We start from the raw sequence: 20,108 nt of genomic DNA, 5'->3' as shown, positions 1-20,108 counted from the left end.
TAGCCTGCTTCATGATTGTTAAGACACTTCCCCCTAATTCCCGACCGATTCAGGAGGACAGTCACAACGGCACAAATAGCCGAGGTGAACTGGACGTTATTAATGTAGTGCCAGAAGATGGTACGTCTAGCTTAGTAGTGCGTTCGCCAAGACTTTTAGCAGCCCAACAGGTGAGGCCAATAGCCGAACCTGAGACGCTTTACGATCCCGTGACTATAGCGGCGCATTATCAAAATAGACCCCTGCAAGTTATCCGGCGGATTTTCGCTGTGTTGGGGCCGACTCTATCCTTTGCTTTTGGGTTGTGGTCGGATAGTAAACGGGGAATTGTCGTCAAAAATGACCGCCGCCGAGCCACTCAGCTACGAGTATTGCTGACAAAATTGGGGCCTGCTTACATCAAAATTGGACAAGCTTTGTCCACCAGACCGGATCTGGTTCCTCCCGTATATTTAGAAGAATTAACTAAGCTACAAGACCAATTACCGCCTTTTCCCAACGAACTTGCTTACCAGTTTATTAGAGAAGAACTAGGTGCGCCTCCAGAAGAAGTTTACGCCGAACTCTCAGCCCACCCAATTGCTGCGGCTTCCTTGGGGCAAGTCTATAAAGGTAAGCTAAAAACAGGTGAAGAAGTCGCCGTTAAAGTCCAACGCCCTGACTTAAGAGAGCGGATCACCATTGACTTGTATATCTTACGTAATCTCGCTGCTTGGGTACAGAAAAAGGTCAAACGGGTAAGAAGTGACTTAGTTGGGATTCTCGATGAATTAGGCGATCGCATTTTTGAAGAGATGGATTACATCCACGAGGGTGAAAATGCCGAGAGATTTTTCCAGTTATACGGTCACATAAAAGACGTATATGTACCGAAAATTTACTGGGAATATACCAATCGCCGTGTCTTAACGATGGAGTGGATTAACGGCACTAAGTTAACTCAGACAGAAGAAATTAGCGCCCAAGGCATAGATGCTCGTTATCTAATTGAAGTCGGTGTGCAGTGTTCCCTACGCCAGCTACTAGAACATGGATTTTTCCATGCAGATCCCCACCCTGGTAATTTGTTAGCAACAACCGATGGTAAATTAGCTTATCTCGACTTTGGAATGATGAGCGAAATTAAGCCACTACAGCGTTATGGTTTAATTGAAGCGATCGTCCACGTCGTCAACCGCGACTTTGAAGGATTAGCAAAAGACTACGTTAATTTAGATTTCTTATCACCAGAAACCGATTTAACGCCAATTATCCCAGCCTTTGCCAGAGTCTTTGCTGATGCCCAAGGAGCCAGCGTTGCCGAACTTAACATTAAAAGCATCACTGATGAACTATCGGCTTTAATGTATGAGTATCCTTTCCGTGTACCGCCCTACTATGCCTTAATTATTCGCTCCCTTGTGACGCTCGAAGGTATTGCAATATATATAGATCCCAACTTTAAAGTTCTCAGCGAAGCTTATCCCTACGTTTCCAAACGCCTGTTAACCGATCCAGCACCGCAATTAAGAGCATCATTGCAAGATTTGCTATTTAAAGATGGCAGATTTCGCTGGAACCGCTTAGAAAACTTATTAAAAAATGCGCGAAATAGTCAAGACTACGACTTTAATTTAGTCCTGAATCAGGGGATAGAATTTCTGGCATCTGAACGCGGTGCTTTTATTCGTGACAAACTAGTAGATGAATCTGTTAACGGACTCGATGCTTTAGGTAAAAATGTTTTGCATAACTTCACCTATTTGCTGCGGGAGCGCGTTGGATTGACAGCAGTTAATGAAACTCCGGCGGCGACAGTTGAGCAACAACAAACCTTGGAGCATATCAAACGTATATTAGGTATTCTTAGAGAAACACGAGGCTTTGACCCAGTGCAACTTGCGCCGCAAATTGCCGAGTTATTGGTAAATTCAGATGTGCAACGTTTGGGTCAACAGATTGCTAACCGCTTCACACAAAAGGCTGTAGCCAGGTTAATTCGGCAATTATTGACAGCCTATTAAGCTCATCTCACACCTAAAAGGGGATGGAATAACACGAAAGACTGTTGACCGTCAACCGTCAACGGTCTAAAAAGGCTTCTCTCATCCCATCTTTAAAATATTGGGTTTTCCCGACACCTTTTTATAAGTATGGCTTGCTACAATCGGGATCTCTTGGAGGTTTTAGATGAAGAATGAAACCTGTTTTAGATACTCAGGTGTCCAAGTCTATATTTCAAGGTTTCTGGTATTTAGCGCCTACGCTGTGATTACTGTTGCGGCTTTCTCGCTGTCTGGCTGTGTACGCGAGAAAACGAAAAAAATTGTCGGATTTTCGCAGACGGAAAACATCGGCCCGTGGCGCATCGCCGAAACGAATAGCATCAAAGAAGAGGCCGCCAAACGTAATGAAACTTACGATTTCTTGATGACGGATGCCCAGGGGCAGACATCGAAGCAATTTTCTGATATCGAAGATTTGATTGCAAGACAAGTCGATGCCATATTTCTTGCGCCACGCGAATATGAGGGTCTTACACCTGCTCTTGAAGCAGCGAGAGCGGCAAAAATACCGGTATTTCTCATCGACCGTGAAGCTGCGGGAAAACCAGGTGAGCATTTCGTCAGCTTTCTTGGATCGGATTTCATCGTCCAAGGTCGCCGCGTTGGCAAATGGCTGGCTCAGGCTACTAATGGCAAAGCATCTATCGTGGAACTCACCGGAACAGCAGGGTCATCGGTCGCAATTGATCGGGCAAAGGGCTTTCGTGATGCGATCGCCAGTTATCCTAACATGAAGATCATCGCCACGCAGACGGCGGATTTTTCGCGGGCTGCGGCTGTGCGTGTAATGGAAAACATCATTCAGGCTAAGGGTTCTGATATTACCGCAGTGTATGCTCACAATGATGAAATGGCATTGGGTGCCATCCAGGCTCTCAAGTCAGCAAGCATGAAGCCTGGTAAGGATGTGATCGTCGTTTCAATCGACGGTCAAAAAGCCGCGCTTGAGGCGATTATCCGCGGCGAACTTGGTGTGAGTGTAGAGTCGAACCCGCGTTTTGGCCCACTTGTTTTCGCTACGATGGAGAAGTATTTTGCCGGCAAAAAGATTCCTCCTAGAATCATTCTTGAGGACAGACTCTTCGATGTCACAAATGCCAAAGATTTTGTGGATGAAGCATACTAGTACCGCAAGGCAGAAGTCAGCCCCTTCCCTACGGGACGCTGCGCGAACGGGGAAGTTAAAAGTCAAAAGTCAAAAGAATAATTGTATTCCGGGGTTTTGCGCCATATAAATAATAAAGAAAAGATAGCCAGGAAATATGTTGAACCTGGACGATGAATAAAAAAGATGACTATGGGGTATCAGGATAAAAACTAGGTAAAGCCGATGACTCAGGCAACTCAAACTGTCTTGTGTATGAGGGGCATAAAGAAAAGTTTTTCTGGCGTGTCGGCGCTCCAGGGCGTCGATTTTGATCTAAAGGCAGGGGAGATCCATGCACTGGTTGGAGAGAACGGTGCTGGCAAATCGACGCTCATTAAGATTATGACGGGAGCATATCGGCGGGACTCCGGTGTTATAGATTATAACGGGAGTCCTGTCGCATTCCAAAACCCGACTGAAGCGCAGGCGGTTGGCATCGTAGCCGTCTACCAGGAGATCCAACTCGTGGGTTTCCGAACTGTTGCTGAGAATATTTTTCTTGGCAGAGAGCCGCATCGCTTTGGGATTATTGACAGACGGCGGATGAATACCGAGGCGTCTGAGATATTGGAGCGTCTGGGGTTGCATATCGACCCGTGTTTGGTAGTTGGTTCGCTGAATATTGCCCATCGGCAAATGGTGGCGATCGCGCGTGCTATATCTTTTGGTGCGCGTGTGCTTATCCTCGATGAACCCACGAGTTCGCTTACCGAAACTGAGGTTTCTGTTCTTTTTGATGTCATGCGGCGGCTAAAGTCGGAAGGGACGTCCATCATTTACGTCAGCCACCGTTTTGAAGAACTCTATACCGTGTGCGATCGCGTGACAGTTCTACGTGATGGACGCAATATTGTAACGCGATCGCTAACCACGCTCACTCGCCTAGAACTCGTCTGTCATATGCTAGGTCGTGAGCCAGAAGAGGTGAGCAAAGGAGTCACGGCATTCGCAGGAGGGTCGCAAAATGCGGTAGATCGGCCAGTGTTGCTGCAAGCGGAAGCTCTCAAATATAAGAAACGGCTCGATGGTGTATCGATTGAAATCCGACATGGCGAAATCGTCGGGCTTGCGGGTTTGCTCGGCTCTGGTCGAAGTGAAACGCTGCGTGCTCTATTCGGGGCTGAACCGCTTGAAGATGGAACCGTAAAATTTGAAGGTAGTCTTTTGTCCCTGCGTGATCCTCATGATGCGATCGACGCTGGGATAGCTTTCCTTTCAGAAGATCGGAAAGCGGACGGCATTATTCCTGAGCTTTCGGTGCGAGAAAACCTCACACTCGCTGCACTACCGAACCTTACACAATGGGGCATCGTTTCCCGAAAACGACAGAACGAGCTAGTTGACCGTTTCATGCAGCGCCTTGGAATTAAGGCGGCCAGCACCGAACAAAAGATCCACGAACTATCGGGCGGCAATCAGCAGAAGGTTCTTCTGGCACGATGGCTGTGCAAGAATACAAAACTTCTTCTCCTTGACGAGCCAACTCGTGGTATAGACGTTGGTGCAAAGGGCGAGATCCAACGGCTGATCGCCGAACTAGCAAAGCAAGGGCTGGGGGTTCTGATGATTTCGTCGGAAGTGGAGGAGCTAGTTGAAGGTTCGCAACGTGTCGTCGTTCTCCGTGACGGGCAGTCAATCGCCCAACTCAGTGGGGAACAGAAGAACATCAAGACAATTCTGCACGTAATGGCCGAAGGTGCAGATCGTCAGGAAGCCGTCGATAGATAGTGTGAAACAGAATAAGACAAAAATGAATAGCAAGAAGTCTGATCGGGGTTGGAGAACTCTGTGGAACCCAAACTTCGGTGCATCTGCGGCGCTCTTAATTCTCTATGTTGCGAACGCCGTCTTCACCCCACGTTTCGCTACAGTTAGCAACACTCTGAATATGTTGCTCCAAGTATCCACGACAATGTTTATTGCCGTTGGGATGACATTTGTGATTGCCTCGCGTGGCATTGATCTCACGGTCGGCTCTACTATGGCATTGGTTTCAGTCATTGTGGCATTGTTTATTAAGTATGGGATAACTGTTGCCATCTCGTTCGCTTTGTGTGTTGCTCTGTTGGTTGGTCTTCTCAATGGCTTTCTGATCTCACGCTTGAAACTTGACGCTCTCATCACTACCTTGGCGGCTCTGATCTTATGGCGTGGGGTCGCTCAGGTAGTCGGAGACGGTAAGCTCGTTCCCTTCGTCCATCCCACCTTTGAAGCGCTCGGAAAGGGCTATCTCGGTTTTATACCAATTCAGGTTGTAATTGCCGGAGTCGTCATTGCAGGAGCCTTCTTCTGTATCCACTCTACGCTTTTTGGGCGTCATATTGTTGCAGTCGGCGGCAACGAACAGGCTGCACGGCTTGCGGGCATCCGTGCGGAACGGGTGAAATACATCGTCTATATAATTAGTGCCCTGCTTGCGGGGCTAGCCGGACTGGTCGAGACAGCGAGGCTCGGTATGGGCGATCCTAGTAAGGTTGGTGTCAACGCCGAATTCGATGCGATCGCAGCTGTTGTTGTTGGCGGCACGCCCTTCTCAGGTGGCCGTGCGAATGTCCTTGGAACTGTTGTCGGAGCCTTGCTTATGCAGGTGATCTCCACCAGTTTCAATATGCTCCTGATTCCCTTCACCTGGTCATTAGTTTTAAAATCCGTAATCATTCTTTTCGCCATTTTTTTACAGCGCCCTAAGGAGGTTTAACGCGTCATGGCTGCTACAAGGTCACTTGCGCTTGCTGGGAAGCGTCTCTCCAAGATCCTCACTTCGCAGGGCTTGCTGCTCATACTCCTTAGTTTGGCTGTTTTCGCATCTTTTCGTTATGAAACCTTCTTAACACCTCTTAATCTCATGAACATCATGCGACAGAACAGTATGCTCGCGATCGTGGCACTGGGCATGACTGTCGTAATTCTGAGTGGAGGAATCGATCTCTCCGTGGGTTCCCTTGTTGCTCTAGGCGGCGTTGTCGTAGCAATGCTCGCCGGGCAAGGAAGTTTCGTGGCAATCGTTGGCGGCATTGCCAGCACCACGTTGCTCGGTCTGGTAAACGGTCTTCTTGTATCGCGTGCGCGTCTCCAGCCGTTCGTTGTTACATTATTTACTGCCAGTGCTGCACGCGGGCTGGCGTTAAGTATCACCGAGGAAAAGTCCATTGCTATATCATCGGCAGCATCGGGACTTGTTTGGCTTGGTAGGGGGTTCATTGCTTCTGTCCCTATCCCCGTGATTATGGTTGCGCTCTTATATTTTGCAGCTTGGTTTATGCTGCACAGGAGCCGATTAGGGTTGCATATATTCGCTGTTGGTGACAACGAGGAGGCTTCCCGGCTCATGGGCGTGAACCCAAACCGAGTTAAGCTTGCGGTCTACACCCTTAGCGGTCTGCTTTCAGGGCTTGCCGGTGTTGTTCTCGCAGGCCGTTTAGGGGCGGGTCAGCCTGTGGCTGCTTTTGGCTGGGAGACGGATGCGATCGCCGCGACCGTCATGGGAGGAACGTTTCTTGCAGGCGGGCAGGGGAGCGTGTTTCCGACGCTGGTCGGTGTCCTTCTCTTAGGAATGATGTACAACCTTCTGAATCTAGAGGGGACTATTACTCCGTGGTGGCAGCTAGTGCTTCGCGGTGGCTTTCTACTTATGGTTGTGATCTTCCAGCAGCGCATCGCGCAAAAGGGCTAATGTTACAAAGCAAACGCATCTTATTTATTGAAGAATTCAGAAGTCAGAATTAATCAATCAGGGATTCAGAACCCGCGACTGAATTGTTGCACCACCAAAGAAACTTTGCGGGGTTTATGGTGAGAAAAACAAGTTCTTTTCTCCCCTGCTCCCCCTACTCCCCCTGCTCCCCCTACCTGCCTTCATCCATCATTTTTGAGTTGGTCGACTACTAGGGCACAATCAGAACTGGGCAAGGGGAAAGATTAATCACGCGAGTGGTAACACTATCATCTGCCCCTTCTTCAGTCAAGCCTAGCCCCCGACATCCCATGATGATTAAATCGGCGCCGATTTCATCAGCGACATCGCAAATAGTAAAAGCTGGTTTACCTTGCCTTTCCAGGATTTCGGATTGAATTCCTTGTCCAGAAAATAAAGATTGGGCATTTTCTAGCAGCTTGGCAACTACCTCTGGTGACCCCATCGGATCATCTGCACTAGGCGCATCTTTTGGCGGTTCTTCCACCACAGACAGCAGCACCAAGCGACTGCTGTATTTTTTGACTACGTTGGTAACTACATCAGCAGCTTCCCGCGTTTCCCGGCTTTGATCAATAGGAAATAGTACTGTCTTAAATATCTCTGTCACTTGGGTACCCCTGACTCCGGTAAAATCTTGATGGTTCTACTTTCAAAACAATAACAAAAAGGCAATCAGGAGAGTTTGGTGTGTCCAAAAAAAGTTTAGCAAGTTTATCTTCGGCTGATATCTCTGGGAAACGTGCTTTAGTGCGGGTTGACTTTAATGTGCCTGTGGATGATCAAGGCAATATTACCGACGATACTCGCATTCGCGCCGCTTTACCAACCATTAAAGATTTGACGCAGAAGGGAGCTAAGGTCATTCTCACCAGCCATTTTGGTCGTCCCAAGGGTGTGGATGATAAATTACGCCTAACTCCCGTTGCCAAGCGTCTATCTGAGTTACTGGGGCAAGAAGTCATTAAAACTGATGACTCTATTGGCGATGAAGTTGCAGCTAAAGTTGGTGCATTGCAAAATGGCCAAGTGCTGTTACTAGAAAATGTCCGTTTTTACAAAGAAGAAGAGAAAAACGACCCAGAATTTGCGAAAAAATTGGCAGCTAATGCTGATTTTTATGTAAATGATGCTTTTGGTACCGCACACCGCGCCCACGCTTCTACTGAAGGCGTGACAAAATTCCTCAGTCCTTCTGTGGCTGGATATTTAGTTGAGAAGGAATTGCAATATCTGCAAAATGCTATTGAAAATCCCCAACGTCCTTTGGCAGCAATTATTGGCGGTTCCAAGGTTTCTAGCAAAATTGGTGTAATTGAAACACTGCTGGAGAAATGCGACAAGCTGATCATCGGTGGTGGAATGATTTTCACCTTCTACAAAGCTCGTGGTTTGAATGTCGGTAAATCGTTGGTAGAAGAAGACAAGCTAGAACTAGCGAAGTCTTTGGAAGCTAAGGCTAAAGAACGAGGCGTTGCTTTATTGCTTCCCACAGATGTGGTATTGGCAGATAACTTTGCCCCTGATGCCAATTCTCAAACCGTTAGCATTGAGAATATCCCAGACGGTTGGATGGGTTTAGATATTGGGCCAGACTCGGTGAAAGTTTTCCAAGAAGCTCTTGCAGATACCAAAACGGTAATTTGGAACGGGCCAATGGGTGTGTTTGAGTTTGATAAATTTGCGGTAGGTACCGAAGCGATCGCTCATACCCTCGCCGAAATTGGTAAAACTGGTACAACCACTATCATTGGCGGCGGCGACTCAGTAGCGGCTGTGGAAAAAGTTGGTTTAGCCGACCAAATGAGCCACATCTCTACCGGCGGCGGCGCTAGCTTGGAGTTGCTTGAAGGCAAGGTATTGCCTGGAATTGCGGCTTTAGATGATGCTTAATAGCCATCTTCAGAATTACAGCAGTTTTTTTGCATGAAGCACAAAGCTACGGGTTTGGAGGCAGAAGGCAGGAGGCAGGGGATAGAAACTCTTTATATCTGAATCTGATCCGTGAGTCCTGCATTTTGTACCTCCTTTATTTGGAATCTGCTGTATGTAGAGACGTTAAATGTATAGCGGTTCTCATTTACGTAAGGTACACCCGTAGGGGCACGGCAGTGCCGTGCCCCTACACCTCGCAATATAATCTTGTACCGCATTTGAATGGGAAGCGCTATAACGTCTCTACATTAAATAGGGAAAAATTATGGAAACTAAATGGCCGGAATGGGCGCAAAAGTAATTTTATGTCTCTATAGTCTACGTATTTGGTATGTCTCTATATAGCCTGCGTATTTAGTATGTCAATTTAATATCAAGCTAATAACTAAAAGTTTTATAGTGCAATTGCTGAGGTTGCATATCACATTGACATAATTTATGCAAGCGCAAATTTCTTGAAGATGGCTGGGGAAATATACTGAATAATTGAACAAAATTTATTATTTGCCTTTTTATGAGTCAGAAAATATACGCTCACAATAATTAACTAATTATAGATATCCTTTATTAGAGCTAATTTGCTCTTGAAGTTAAGAAACTTGGTATCAGTTCTCAAGGCTATGACAAGTAGTACGGTGAAAAACTTTTGGTATTACTGATTTCAAGTATGAATACAAATATAGAGACGCGATATCTCGCGTCTCTATATGGGTTTTGACACTAAACAAAATCATTTTCATACTTCTTATTTAAGAATACCAAAAGTTTTTCATGGGTATTGTTTGGTGGAACGAAGATATAGCCGCTTGGACTAGGGCTGCTAGTCACCCTTTTGCTTGCATACGGGGCGCTGAACAAAGACGCTAACGCTGTTAACCGTCTACAGAGCTGGCTCACCGTTTTTACCACTTTAGTCAGTGGCTACTTTTTCAATTAGGAAGGTAAAAAATGGAATGGGCTATTTACAAAAAGAATACGGGCAGTTTTGTAATAGCAGTCGCAATTATGGCTGGTGTTGGCGCAGTCTCGTATCTTAGTTTGCTTGAGTATAGACAAAACGCTCAATGGGTCACACATACACGCGAGGTGCTTGAAAAGACTAAAGAAGTAATGTCACGGGTCAAAGATGCAGAGACTGGACAACGGGGCTATCTTCTCACGGGCAAAGAAAAGTATCTGAAACCGTATCTCAGTGCAACTGGCGATATTGATCAGAAACTCAAGGCTCTGCGCCAATTGACTGCGGATAACCCCAATCAACAGCGGCGGCTCGATAACCTTGAACCCCTGATTGCCAAAAAACTGGTTTTGATGGAACAGGCGATTAAGGCCAGGAGCAAAGATTTAGAGTCCGCGCTGCAAATAGTTCAGACAGATCAGGGTGAGCAGAGCATGGAAGATATCCGAATGCTCACTACAGCTATGGAGAAGGAAGAGAATGAGTTGTTGAAAAAGCGGTCAATAGAGGCGAATGCCAGCGCTCATCAAACAACTTTGCTGACTATTTTTGGCAGCATTCTAGCTTCTGCGATCGTCGGTTTAGCAGCCATAATCACCAATCAGGAACTTGTTAAACGCAAGCGGATGGAAAATTCTTTGCAAAAGGCTCGTGATGAGTTAGAAATAGAGGTTAACAAACGGACTGCCGAACTTAGAAACGCTAACGAAGAATTACAAACTGAAATTAATGAGCGCAAAAAGGCCGAGTCAGAGATTCTGCGCCTGAACGTCCAGCTTGAGGGGCGAGTCGCAGAACGCACAGCACAACTCGAAGCTACTAACAAGGAGATGGAAGCATTTAGTTATTCTGTGTCTCACGATTTACGGGCCCCCTTACGGAGCATCGACGGCTTTAGCCAAGCGCTACTAGAAGATTATAGTGACAAGCTAGACGCGCTAGGCCAAAACTACCTCCAGAGAGTGCGTGCAGCTACCCAGCGAATGGCACAACTGATCGACGATTTACTGAATCTGTCAAGACTAACGCGCAGTGAGATGCGTTACGAAGAGGTTGATCTGAGCGCATTGGTAGAGGCGATCGCTACAGAGTTGCATAAAACACAACCAGAACGCCAAGTAGAGTTTGCTATTACACCGGGATTAGTTACCAATGGTGATACTCATCTGTTACGGATTGTGCTAGAAAACCTGCTGGGTAATGCGTGGAAGTTTACAGGAAAACATCAAAAAGCACGCATAGAATTTGGGCTTTTGCAGCAAGATAACACCCATGTGTATTTTGTCCGTGATGATGGCACAGGCTTCGATATGGCCTATGTTGAGAAACTCTTCGGTGCTTTCCAGCGCCTGCATGCTATGACTGAGTTTGAAGGCACTGGCATTGGACTAGCTACTGTGCAGCGAATTATTCACCGTCATGGTGGCCGTGTCTGGGCCGAAAGTGCAGTAGAGCAAGGCGCAACATTTTACTTCACCCTCTAACTATAGGAAATGCCATACAACATGATTTTACTTGTAGAAGACAATCCCGACGATGAAGCGCTAACCTTACGCGCACTCAAGAAAAACAATATTCTGAACGACGTGGTGGTGGCACGCGATGGGGTAGAAGCCCTAGATTATCTCTTTGGTAAAGGTATGTACGCCGATCGCGACATGAGCGTTATGCCCCATCTCATCCTCTTAGATTTGAAGTTGCCTAAAATGGATGGTCTGGAAGTTTTGCGACACCTGCGGGCCGACGACAGAACAAAAATCCTTCCAGTAGTCATTCTAACCTCGTCTAAAGAGGAGCAAGACTTAATCAATGGTTACAGCTTGGGTGCCAACAGCTATGTTCGCAAACCAGTGGATTTTTCCCAATTTAGTGAATCAGTGCGACAACTAGGGTTGTACTGGTTTGTTTTAAACGAATCACCGCCGAGAGTATAGTTTTAGATGGGTATGGGTACACCTCTGCGCGTATTACTTGTTGAGGATTCAGAAGATGATGCTTTTTTGGTGCTGCGTGAACTGCAACGTGGTGGATATGAAGTAACCTCTGAACGGATTGATACACCCACAGCTATGAAAGCTGCGATCGCAGGGCAAACATGGGATGTTGTCATCTGCGATTATTCCATGCCCACTTTTAGCGCCCCTGCTGCATTGAAGCAGGTCAAAGACAGCGAACTTGACCTGCCATTTATTATTGTCTCAGGCACTATTGGTGAAGATACCGCAGTCGCTGCGATGAAAGCTGGTGCCCATGACTACATCATTAAAGGCAATCTAGCGCGACTTATTCCTGCTGTTGCCCGCGAGTTGCGTGAGGCGCAGGTGAGACGGGAACGTAAACAAGCAGAGGAGCAGATTAAAGCGTCGCTTCAAGAAAAAGAAGTGCTATTGAAAGAAATCCATCATCGGGTAAAAAATAATTTGCAGATTATTTCTAGTCTGCTCAACCTTCAAGCAGAGTATCTCAAGGACAATCAAGCCCTTGAGGTATTCAAAGATAGCCAGAACCGGATTGAATCAATGGCTTTGATCCACGAGAAACTATATCAATCTCAAGACCTGGCAAGAATAAATTTTGCTGACTATATCCAAGATTTAGTAACTAATTTATTTTATTCATACAACGTTAATTCCAGCGCTATTACCTTGAAAATGAACGTTGAGGAGGTTTTTCTAGCCATTGATGCAGCTATTCCTTGCGGCTTAATTATCAATGAACTTATTTCAAATTCCCTAAAATATGCATTTCCTGAAAAACAACCGGGAGAAATTTATATTGATTTTTCCTCCATAGAAGCAAATTTATTTACACTTACTATCGGTGATAATGGTGTCGGTTTTACCCAAGATTTTGACTTTCAAGGTACAGAATCATTAGGTCTGCGATTAGTAAAAGGTCTAACACATCAGCTACGAGGCAATATCGATTTTAGCATCAATAACGGAGTGAAGTATAAAATTATATTTCCGAATAAAATCGCTTAAAGTTATAATTTAAAAAGCTCATGAACCCAGTAAATATATTAGTTGTTGAAGATGAAATCATCGTAGCAATGGATATACAAAATCGGCTACGAAAATTTGGATACACTGTTCTGGGGATGGCCGATTCTGGAGAAGAAGCAATTAAGAAAGCAGCAAATAATTCTCTAGATTTAGTTTTAATGGATATTCACCTCAAGGGAAAGATGGACGGTGTAGAGGCTGCTCAGATAATTCATAATATTTTTAATATTCCAGTAATATATCTTACTGCTAATGCAGATGAATCAACATTGGAGCGAGCAAAGGGAACAGAGCCGTTTGGCTACATTCTCAAACCTTTCAAAGAAAAAGAATTAAAGTTCACTATTGAAATTACTCTTTCTAAACATCGGACAGAAAAAAAATTAAAACAGAATGAACAATGGCTGACTACTGTACTTAAAAGTATTGGAGATGCTGTAATTACTAGCGACGCATCTGGAACTGTGACTTTTATGAACCCTATTGCAGAGGAACTAACGGGTTGGAATTATTCAGATGCATTTGGTAAAGAAACAGCAGAAGTATTCAATATTACTCATGAAAAAAATCGGACAATAATTGAAAGTCCGATAACACAAGTCCTTGAATCGGGTGTTAGTGTAGGTCTACCAGAAGAAACAATACTTATTACTAGAAACGGTGCAGAAATTCCAATTGATGATAGTATTGCAGCGATTAAAGATGACAACGGTAACATCACAGGTGCAGTTTGCGTTTTTCAGGATATCACTGAGCGTAAGCAGATATTGGAGGCACTAGGGCGTCGCCAGCAAGAATTCAAAGCACTAGTTGAAAACGCACCTGATATTATTTCCAGATTTGACACTAAATTGCGCTACGTTTACGTTAATCCAGCTATTGAAAAGATTACAGGAATATCAGCCGAAATATTTATCGGCAAAACAAACGCAGAGTTAAATTTGCCAGAAGAATTTTGCTGGATATGCGATCGCAAGCTTCAGCAAGTTTTTGAAACTAAGCAAGAAACTGAGTTTGAATGCAGTTTAGCGATCGCTTCCCAAACAAGATATTACCATACCCGTCTTGTGCCTGAATTAGCTAGCGATGGTTCAGTATATTTTGTTTTAAGTATTTCTCGCAATATTACTGCTCTAAAACTTGCAGAGGCGCAATTAATTTATGACGCCTTTCATGATGTACTAACCGGTCTGCCAAATCGCGCTTTATTTATGGAACGGCTAGAACGTGCGCTTATGCTGGCAAAACGACGTCCAGACTATACATTTGCTGTTCTGTTTCTAGACCTAGATCGCTTCAAGGTTATCAACGACAGTCTTGGCCACATGATTGGTGATCAACTGTTAACTGCCCTTGCACGCAGACTAGAGAACTGTCTGCGTGCTGGAGATACAGTTGCCCGTCTAGGGGGAGATGAGTTTACAATTTTGCTTGATGATCTCAACAACATCAATGACGTAACAAACGTAGTGGAGCGAATACACGAAGCTCTAACATCTGCATTCCAACTCAGTGGATATGAGGTATTTACTACCGTTAGTATTGGCATCACCCTAAGCACGGGTAGTTACAGCCTACCAGAGGAACTCCTGCGTGATGCTGACATAGCAATGTATCGTGCTAAAGCATTGGGTAAAGCACGCCATGAGATATTTGACTCAACCATGTACAGCCAACAAACAAAGCTATTAGAGTTAGAGATGGATCTACGGCGGGCAGTTGAACGCCAGGAGTTTCAGGTTTACTACCAGCCAATTGTTTTGTTAGAAACTTACAAAATTATTGGCTTCGAGGCTCTCGTTCGCTGGCAGCACCCACAACTGGGATTAGTTACTCCAGACAACTTTATTCCACTAGCAGAAGAAACTGGGTTGATTATCCCTATTGGTTATTGGGTACTAGGCGAGGCTTGTCGTCAGATGCGTGCTTGGCAAATACAATTTCCTACTGACCCACCCTTGACAATCAGTGTAAATCTTTCCACTAAACAATTTTCACAACCTAAGCTAATTGAACAAATTAACCAAATTATCCAAGAGACTGGTCTAGAAGGCAGTAATTTAAAGCTGGAGATTACCGAAAGTGTACTGATGGAAAATATTGAATCAGTAACTTTTATGCTATTGCAACTGCAAAAGATGAATATTCAATTACATTTAGATGATTTTGGTATAGGCTATTCATCCTTGAGTTACCTGCACCGCTTTCCAAGTAATGCCTTGAAAATTGATCGTTCTTTTGTTACTAAGATTGGTGTTAATGGGGAAAACTTGGAAATTGTCCAAGCGATCATCACCCTAGCACAAAGTCTAAATATAGATGTAATAGCAGAAGGCATAGAAACAGCAGAGCAACTGGCGCAACTTAGAGCAATGAAATGTAAATATGCACAGGGATATTTTTTCTCTCAACCCCTAGATAGTAAGTCGATAGAGACATTAATTGCATCTGGCATTCAGCCGATACAAGGATAGCATCACGTCGCTTTGCTTTGAATTCAAAATTTAAAATTCAAAATTAGTAATCCCCATAAATAAATTTAGTTGCTCTGTATCCTTTTTTTGTCGGTTAAGGAGTTTGCTACAAACTCTTTATTTACTCTCTTTTTCTTTTCTGGCTCGTTCCTGTGTCAAGCTATCAATAGCATCACCCAAGGCAGTAGTAAGGCTATTGCGGGTTTGAGCGTGGTTATCCTGCTCAGTTTTCAAAGCTTGCAAGAGGCGATCGCGTTCTTTGATTACAGCGATGAGTTTAGCTTGCAAGTCCTCCACAGATTTTAGTTGTTCTATTTCTTGTTTGATCGCTGTTGCTGGTGTCTCAGCAGCCAGTGTCTCAACCTCCAGTCCCCGGAGTTTATGCAAGTCTGCCTTGAGGGATGCGATCGCCTGTTGGGACAGTTGGGCATCTGTGCGACGTTGTTCTGCTTCTGTGTTGTAAAGCTGACGCCATTTTTGGGCACTTTCCCAAGCTACATCGCGATCGCTCTGAAGTCCCGCCATCTGCTCTTTGAGTGTTTGAATTTCTGTTAACCACTGTTGTGTTAAATTTTGATTCATAAGTTAATAGTCATTAGTTATTAGTCAATGGTCATTAGTCATTAGTCATTAGTCAAGAGCCATTAGACTCCCCACTTGGTGTTGTTGCGGTAAAAAGATAAATGCGATCGCTACACAAAATTTGGCACATTAGTTAATAAACTAACCAGTTTTAACTCTTGAGTTATGCCAAAGCCTCGTTTTTTCCGTTTCTTTCGCCACCTCAATTGGCGCACACTCAAAAAAACTGTTGCCAGAACAATCGAAAGGCGACTGATGGGACTTGCCTCGGAAATTGCCTACAATGCTATATTATCCCTATTTCCAGCGATTCTTGCTGTACTCACAGCCATTGGCTTATTGGCAGAGTCTTTACAAGCTACCTTTAAACAGCTAGCGGCACAACTCAGTCAAGTTTTGCCTGAAGAAGCCCTGATTCTAATTCGTGATTTTGCTACCACAGAAATTACCAATTCTAGAAACAGTGGTTTGTTTTCTCTGAGCTTTATATTAGCAATTTGGACTGCTTCTGGGGCGGTGAGTACCGCTATGACCGCCTTCGACCAAATCCATCAAATTCCTCCAGAGAAGATACGCCCTTTTTGGAAAGCCAAACTTGTCTCTTTGGGATTAACAGTCGGTACTATGTTGCTTTTAGTTTTGGCTTCTTTTTTAGTGTTTATCAGTGACCTACTTTTGGGAATGGTAGTGCGCGGAAATGGTTCTTTGATCTTCTTGTTGTATCTTTGGCAGTTGTTACGCTGGCCCTTAGCTTTAAGTATTGTTGCTGTCGCCTTTAGCTTTGTCTATCGCTATGGCCCTAGCCAGTGGAACCCAGGCACGCCAATGATGCCTGGAGCAATTTTAGCAGCTGTTTTCTGGGCAATATTATCTGCCCTATTTCGGCTTTATGTGGCGAATTTTGGCAATTATAATAAAGTCTATGGTGCAGTAGGGGCTGTGATAGTTTTAATGCTTTGGCTGTCGATGAGCGCTGCTGTTCTGTTAATTGGCGATCAGTTGAACGTGACTGTCGGCGAAGATATGCGGCAAAAGCACAGTCAAAATCTGATAAAAAATATTAAATTGTAAATATCGTTATAAATCCCTGAAGGAATTTTTGCAAAAGTTCACTAGGGGAGTAAAATGTCTAACGATTCAATACAAAGTTAGCGATCGCTTTGATGCCTGATTCTCCTTCTCGATTTTCGATGATTGAACCTGATGCCAAAGCACCCACCTTGAAGCGTCTGCGTCAGTTAAGTCGGCTGCTGGATAATGTTATCACCATTCCTGGTACGCAGATTGGTTTTGGTCTAGATCCAATTGTCGGGCTTATACCTATTGGTGGTGATTTTTTAGGAATCATGTTTTCTAGCTACATCATTTTAGAAGCAGCACGGCTGGGTGTATCTAAAGCCACTTTAGGCAAAATGGTTCTGAATGTGATTATTGATGGCTTGATAGGCGCTGTCCCAGTTTTAGGAGACTTTTTTGATTTTGCCTGGAAAGCTAACACTAATAATATCAAGCTATTAGAAGACTACTTAAAGTTTCCTAGCCAGCAAAAGAGTGCGAATAAGTGGTTTATCTTTGCCGTTTTAGTTGGATTGTTGCTGATTGCCATTGTTTTAGTAGCATTGCCAGTATTACTAATTAGAATGCTGTGGAATTTTTTAGCAGGTGGTTAAAATGATTTGTAATATCAAATCCTGTAGCATCTGAATGATTAAAAAACCGCAGAGACGCTGAGGGCGCAGAGGGAGGAGAAAGAGGAATAATTCTGATATAAACGGATTTGATATAATTTGTAATTACTAGTTAAGTTTTGCAACTCGGATTTAGACATCGGCACAAAGCTTGCTGCTTGTTAGTTGCTCTTTACTTAAACCCCTAGAATTGGTTCAATTATTTATTGATAACGGAATGAAAGATTGGTGGCAAGCTACTTTCCCTAAAGGGCGGCAAAGTCTAGTTATTACTGATGCTAAAGGATATCCTGTACAAATCGCTTATGGCGAAAAAGGTAAAGGTAAACCGCTAATTTTACTACATGGGATGGGTAGTTGGAGCTATAATTGGCGAAATAGCATAACACCATTATCTAAATATTTTCGGGTAATTTGTTTTGATGCTAAAGGTTTTGGCTTTTCCGAAAAACCATTGTCTCGTAGAGAACACAATGGTCATCAAGTTATTGAGTTTCAAAGAGTTATTGAGGCATTATGTGATGAACCCGCAGTGATTGTGGCTGAATCTCTGGGGGGATTAATTGCCCTTGCCCTTGCTCAAGAAAACCCACAATTAGTCGAGCAGCTTGTAGTAGTAAACGTACCTGTTTTTGCCGAACGCCTACCCCATTGGGCTATGTGGGTACTTGCCCAAACACCTTTGGAAATAATCCATACAATTGACTATCTACGTTTGGCATATTTGTTTGCACCTCTATTGAGAGAAATTATGGCAATAGAAAGGCGTGGGGTATTATTTGATCCGTCAATTTTGACACAGGAAGATGTTTATTGGATAACTTACCCGTTTATTGAATTTCCTGGTACGGTTACGAAAGTCGCCGAAGACTTACAAATAGCAGCGCGAGAAATTGATAATTGGCAAGAAAAGAAGCCAAATATGCTCACCAAAATTCAAAATAACCTGAGTGCAATTAAGTGTCCTACACTAGTTTTGTGGGGTGAGCAAGATAGTTGGTTTCCTGTTAGTCATGGTGAAAAATTACATCAGCATATCCCCAATTCTAGATTACAAATTTTGTCTAACTGCTACCATGATGCCTCAACTGGTGCTTTTGAAGTGTTGAATGCAGCAATTCTTAAGTTTTTACGAGATACTGCGAGATACTGATTGTTAAGCTCCATCCCACCCTTAAAAGAACGAAAGAATGTTGACATTTAACTGTCAACCGCATCGGGGCGTTTCTCATCTATCTTTAAAAAGAGTGGGTTTTTCCGATGCCTTTTTATAAAAAGAGAGTGGGAGGAAGCATATCAGTCAGCTTTCAAACTCCCACTCTGCCATTTGCTACTGAAGTGAACAGGAATGTATACAGACGTTGCCCATTATTTGGGGGCTAATGCGTATTTCAACAACGCCCATACGCATTTAATATTCCTGTCGCAGCAAATGCTAAACCTAATTATTAATATTTATTTGCCTAGAAAAATCCTCTACTAATAATTACTAAAAATAGTTATTTTTGTAAATCACTTAGTATATGGTGTTTTACAAGAGGAATTTTCTTAGATGGTAGCCCCTGATAACAAAACCCTTGAAGTCGTTTATCTTTGTACAATTTAACTTGGTTAATCAGAGTCTGGTTGCCATTTTGGCAGGTTTTTAAATTTCCTTTAAAAAACCCTAAACAGATTATTCCATAATACTTTTGACTTCCGCCTTGCGGTACTAGTATTTGGCGATAGTATAACTGTAGATTCTTCCAAGTCTGTCATCTACCATGCCAAAACAGTCTATAGGTCTTGATAACCAACTCTATAATTACCTTTTGTCCGTTTCGCTACGAGAACCGGAGATTCTTTTGAAATTGCGCCAAGAAACCGCCAGCCATCCCAGTGGCACAATGCAGATTTCACCAGAACAAGGGCAGTTTATGAGACTGCTGGTACAGCTGATTGGAGCCAAGAAAACCTTGGAAGTTGGTGTATTTACTGGTTATAGCTCACTCTCGGTTGCCTTAGCGCTTCCTGATGATGGCAAGATTATCGCTGCTGATGTGAGTGAAGAATTCACTGCGATCGCCCGGCGGTATTGGCAAGAAGCTGGGGTTGCCGATAAAATCGATCTGCGATTGGCACCAGCTTTGGAAACTTTAGATCAACTGTTGGCAACTGGGCAAACAGAGACATTTGATTTTGCTTTTATTGATGCTGATAAAGAAAATTATGATGGATATTATGAGCGATCGCTGAAATTAATTCGTCCAGGTGGATTGATTGCCATTGATAATGTTTTATGGTCAGGACAAGTTGCTGATCCGCAAAATCAAGATGAAAGCACCCAATCAATTCGGGCACTCAACGAGAAGTTACATCATGACGAACGGGTTACTCTCTCTCTTGTCCCCATCGCCGATGGACTAACTTTAGCTATCAAGCGATATTAGTATAGTTTGATTCCTAATTACTTCTAAATTACGGCTTAGGCACTTTACAAATGCATTGTGATGTGAATTAGTGAGCTTGAGGAAGTTTTCAGGCTTTTCTTAATTATCCTGCGATGCCTACGGCGGTAAACTACGTAAATAGACCATGCTG

The 20,108-nt window shown here is 44.0% G+C and carries 16 protein-coding genes; 14 read left to right on the top strand and 2 right to left on the bottom strand.

Going from position 1 to position 20,108, the window contains the following annotated elements:
* Positions 1–11 precede the first annotated feature (11 nt).
* The 5 genes from H6G96_RS27115 (at position 12) to H6G96_RS27095 (ending at position 6,865) form a co-directional block, all read left to right on the top strand.
* Positions 12–2,003 carry an AarF/ABC1/UbiB kinase family protein gene (locus tag H6G96_RS27115; RefSeq protein WP_190915299.1) on the top strand — a complete coding sequence of 664 codons (1,992 nt, stop codon included), beginning with the start codon at positions 12–14 and terminating at the stop codon, positions 2,001–2,003.
* 166 nt (positions 2,004–2,169) lie between these two features.
* Positions 2,170–3,171: an ABC transporter substrate-binding protein gene (locus H6G96_RS27110; RefSeq protein ID WP_190915297.1), complete on the top strand. Its 1,002-nt coding sequence runs from the start codon at positions 2,170–2,172 to the stop codon at positions 3,169–3,171.
* Between the two features lie 204 nt (positions 3,172–3,375).
* Complete coding sequence (locus tag H6G96_RS27105) at positions 3,376–4,920, top strand: sugar ABC transporter ATP-binding protein (protein ID WP_190915295.1); 1,545 nt, start codon at positions 3,376–3,378, stop codon at positions 4,918–4,920.
* A gap of 22 nt (positions 4,921–4,942) precedes the next feature.
* Positions 4,943–5,890, top strand: a complete 948-nt coding sequence (locus H6G96_RS27100) for an ABC transporter permease (protein ID WP_190915293.1) — start codon at positions 4,943–4,945, stop codon at positions 5,888–5,890.
* Between the two features lie 6 nt (positions 5,891–5,896).
* The gene (locus H6G96_RS27095) at positions 5,897–6,865 is read left to right on the top strand and encodes an ABC transporter permease (RefSeq protein ID WP_190915291.1); all 969 of its coding nucleotides are present in this window, start codon (positions 5,897–5,899) and stop codon (positions 6,863–6,865) included.
* Between the two features lie 211 nt (positions 6,866–7,076).
* On the opposite strand, the gene H6G96_RS27090 is transcribed toward H6G96_RS27095, so the two are convergent.
* Positions 7,077–7,487 (bottom strand): universal stress protein, encoded by a 411-nt coding sequence (locus tag H6G96_RS27090; RefSeq protein ID WP_190915386.1) that lies wholly within the window; start codon positions 7,485–7,487, stop codon positions 7,077–7,079.
* Between the two features lie 89 nt (positions 7,488–7,576).
* Between H6G96_RS27090 and H6G96_RS27085 the strand changes: the two genes are divergently transcribed.
* The 5 genes from H6G96_RS27085 (at position 7,577) to H6G96_RS27065 (ending at position 15,258) form a co-directional block, all read left to right on the top strand.
* On the top strand, positions 7,577–8,779 hold the full coding sequence (locus H6G96_RS27085; RefSeq protein WP_190915289.1) for a phosphoglycerate kinase: 1,203 nt from the start codon (positions 7,577–7,579) through the stop codon (positions 8,777–8,779).
* 990 nt (positions 8,780–9,769) lie between these two features.
* Positions 9,770–11,263 carry a CHASE3 domain-containing protein gene (locus H6G96_RS27080; protein ID WP_242063406.1) on the top strand — a complete coding sequence of 498 codons (1,494 nt, stop codon included), beginning with the start codon at positions 9,770–9,772 and terminating at the stop codon, positions 11,261–11,263.
* Positions 11,264–11,284: 21 nt separating this feature from the next.
* Complete coding sequence (locus H6G96_RS27075; protein ID WP_190939881.1) at positions 11,285–11,713, top strand: response regulator; 429 nt, start codon at positions 11,285–11,287, stop codon at positions 11,711–11,713.
* Between the two features lie 12 nt (positions 11,714–11,725).
* Positions 11,726–12,763: a histidine kinase dimerization/phosphoacceptor domain -containing protein gene (locus H6G96_RS27070; RefSeq protein WP_199339761.1), complete on the top strand. Its 1,038-nt coding sequence runs from the start codon at positions 11,726–11,728 to the stop codon at positions 12,761–12,763.
* A 20-nt stretch (positions 12,764–12,783) separates the two neighbouring features.
* The gene (locus tag H6G96_RS27065) at positions 12,784–15,258 is read left to right on the top strand and encodes an EAL domain-containing protein (RefSeq protein WP_190915284.1); all 2,475 of its coding nucleotides are present in this window, start codon (positions 12,784–12,786) and stop codon (positions 15,256–15,258) included.
* 117 nt (positions 15,259–15,375) lie between these two features.
* Here H6G96_RS27065 and H6G96_RS27060 read toward each other — a convergent pair whose 3' ends face one another.
* Positions 15,376–15,840 carry a hypothetical protein gene (locus H6G96_RS27060; protein WP_190915283.1) on the bottom strand — a complete coding sequence of 155 codons (465 nt, stop codon included), beginning with the start codon at positions 15,838–15,840 and terminating at the stop codon, positions 15,376–15,378.
* Positions 15,841–16,005: 165 nt separating this feature from the next.
* Here H6G96_RS27060 and H6G96_RS27055 point away from each other — a divergent pair, with 165 nt between their 5' ends.
* The 4 genes from H6G96_RS27055 (at position 16,006) to H6G96_RS27040 (ending at position 19,957) form a co-directional block, all read left to right on the top strand.
* The gene (locus H6G96_RS27055; protein ID WP_190915281.1) at positions 16,006–16,911 is read left to right on the top strand and encodes a YihY/virulence factor BrkB family protein; all 906 of its coding nucleotides are present in this window, start codon (positions 16,006–16,008) and stop codon (positions 16,909–16,911) included.
* A 92-nt stretch (positions 16,912–17,003) separates the two neighbouring features.
* The gene (locus tag H6G96_RS27050; protein WP_190915279.1) at positions 17,004–17,510 is read left to right on the top strand and encodes a DUF4112 domain-containing protein; all 507 of its coding nucleotides are present in this window, start codon (positions 17,004–17,006) and stop codon (positions 17,508–17,510) included.
* Between the two features lie 235 nt (positions 17,511–17,745).
* A complete protein-coding gene (locus tag H6G96_RS27045) occupies positions 17,746–18,681 on the top strand; it encodes an alpha/beta hydrolase (protein WP_190915277.1) in 936 nt (311 codons plus the stop codon).
* Between the two features lie 610 nt (positions 18,682–19,291).
* Entirely contained in the window at positions 19,292–19,957 is a 666-nt protein-coding gene (locus H6G96_RS27040) for a class I SAM-dependent methyltransferase (RefSeq protein WP_190915275.1), read from the top strand.
* Positions 19,958–20,108: the final 151 nt, after the last annotated feature.

This window comes from Nostoc sp. FACHB-892 (assembly GCF_014698795.1).
Classification (GTDB): domain Bacteria; phylum Cyanobacteriota; class Cyanobacteriia; order Cyanobacteriales; family Nostocaceae; genus Nostoc.
The sequence above is the reverse complement of the archived record's forward strand: the minus strand, read 5'-3'. Positions and strand labels throughout refer to the sequence as shown.

Bases quoted from the DNA above. Each gene is read 5' to 3' on its own strand.
- H6G96_RS27115 (WP_190915299.1), top strand. From the start codon at position 12: ATGATTGTTAAGACACTTCCCCCTAATTCCCGACCGATTCAGGAGGAC.
- H6G96_RS27110 (WP_190915297.1), top strand. From the start codon at position 2,170: ATGAAGAATGAAACCTGTTTTAGATACTCAGGTGTCCAAGTCTATATT.
- H6G96_RS27105 (WP_190915295.1), top strand. From the start codon at position 3,376: ATGACTCAGGCAACTCAAACTGTCTTGTGTATGAGGGGCATAAAGAAA.
- H6G96_RS27100 (WP_190915293.1), top strand. From the start codon at position 4,943: ATGAATAGCAAGAAGTCTGATCGGGGTTGGAGAACTCTGTGGAACCCA.
- H6G96_RS27095 (WP_190915291.1), top strand. From the start codon at position 5,897: ATGGCTGCTACAAGGTCACTTGCGCTTGCTGGGAAGCGTCTCTCCAAG.
- H6G96_RS27080 (WP_242063406.1), top strand. From the start codon at position 9,770: ATGGAATGGGCTATTTACAAAAAGAATACGGGCAGTTTTGTAATAGCA.
- H6G96_RS27075 (WP_190939881.1), top strand. From the start codon at position 11,285: ATGATTTTACTTGTAGAAGACAATCCCGACGATGAAGCGCTAACCTTA.
- H6G96_RS27070 (WP_199339761.1), top strand. From the start codon at position 11,726: ATGGGTACACCTCTGCGCGTATTACTTGTTGAGGATTCAGAAGATGAT.
- H6G96_RS27065 (WP_190915284.1), top strand. From the start codon at position 12,784: ATGAACCCAGTAAATATATTAGTTGTTGAAGATGAAATCATCGTAGCA.
- H6G96_RS27060 (WP_190915283.1), bottom strand. From the start codon at position 15,840: ATGAATCAAAATTTAACACAACAGTGGTTAACAGAAATTCAAACACTC.
- H6G96_RS27055 (WP_190915281.1), top strand. From the start codon at position 16,006: ATGCCAAAGCCTCGTTTTTTCCGTTTCTTTCGCCACCTCAATTGGCGC.
- H6G96_RS27050 (WP_190915279.1), top strand. From the start codon at position 17,004: ATGCCTGATTCTCCTTCTCGATTTTCGATGATTGAACCTGATGCCAAA.
- H6G96_RS27045 (WP_190915277.1), top strand. From the start codon at position 17,746: ATGAAAGATTGGTGGCAAGCTACTTTCCCTAAAGGGCGGCAAAGTCTA.
- H6G96_RS27040 (WP_190915275.1), top strand. From the start codon at position 19,292: ATGCCAAAACAGTCTATAGGTCTTGATAACCAACTCTATAATTACCTT.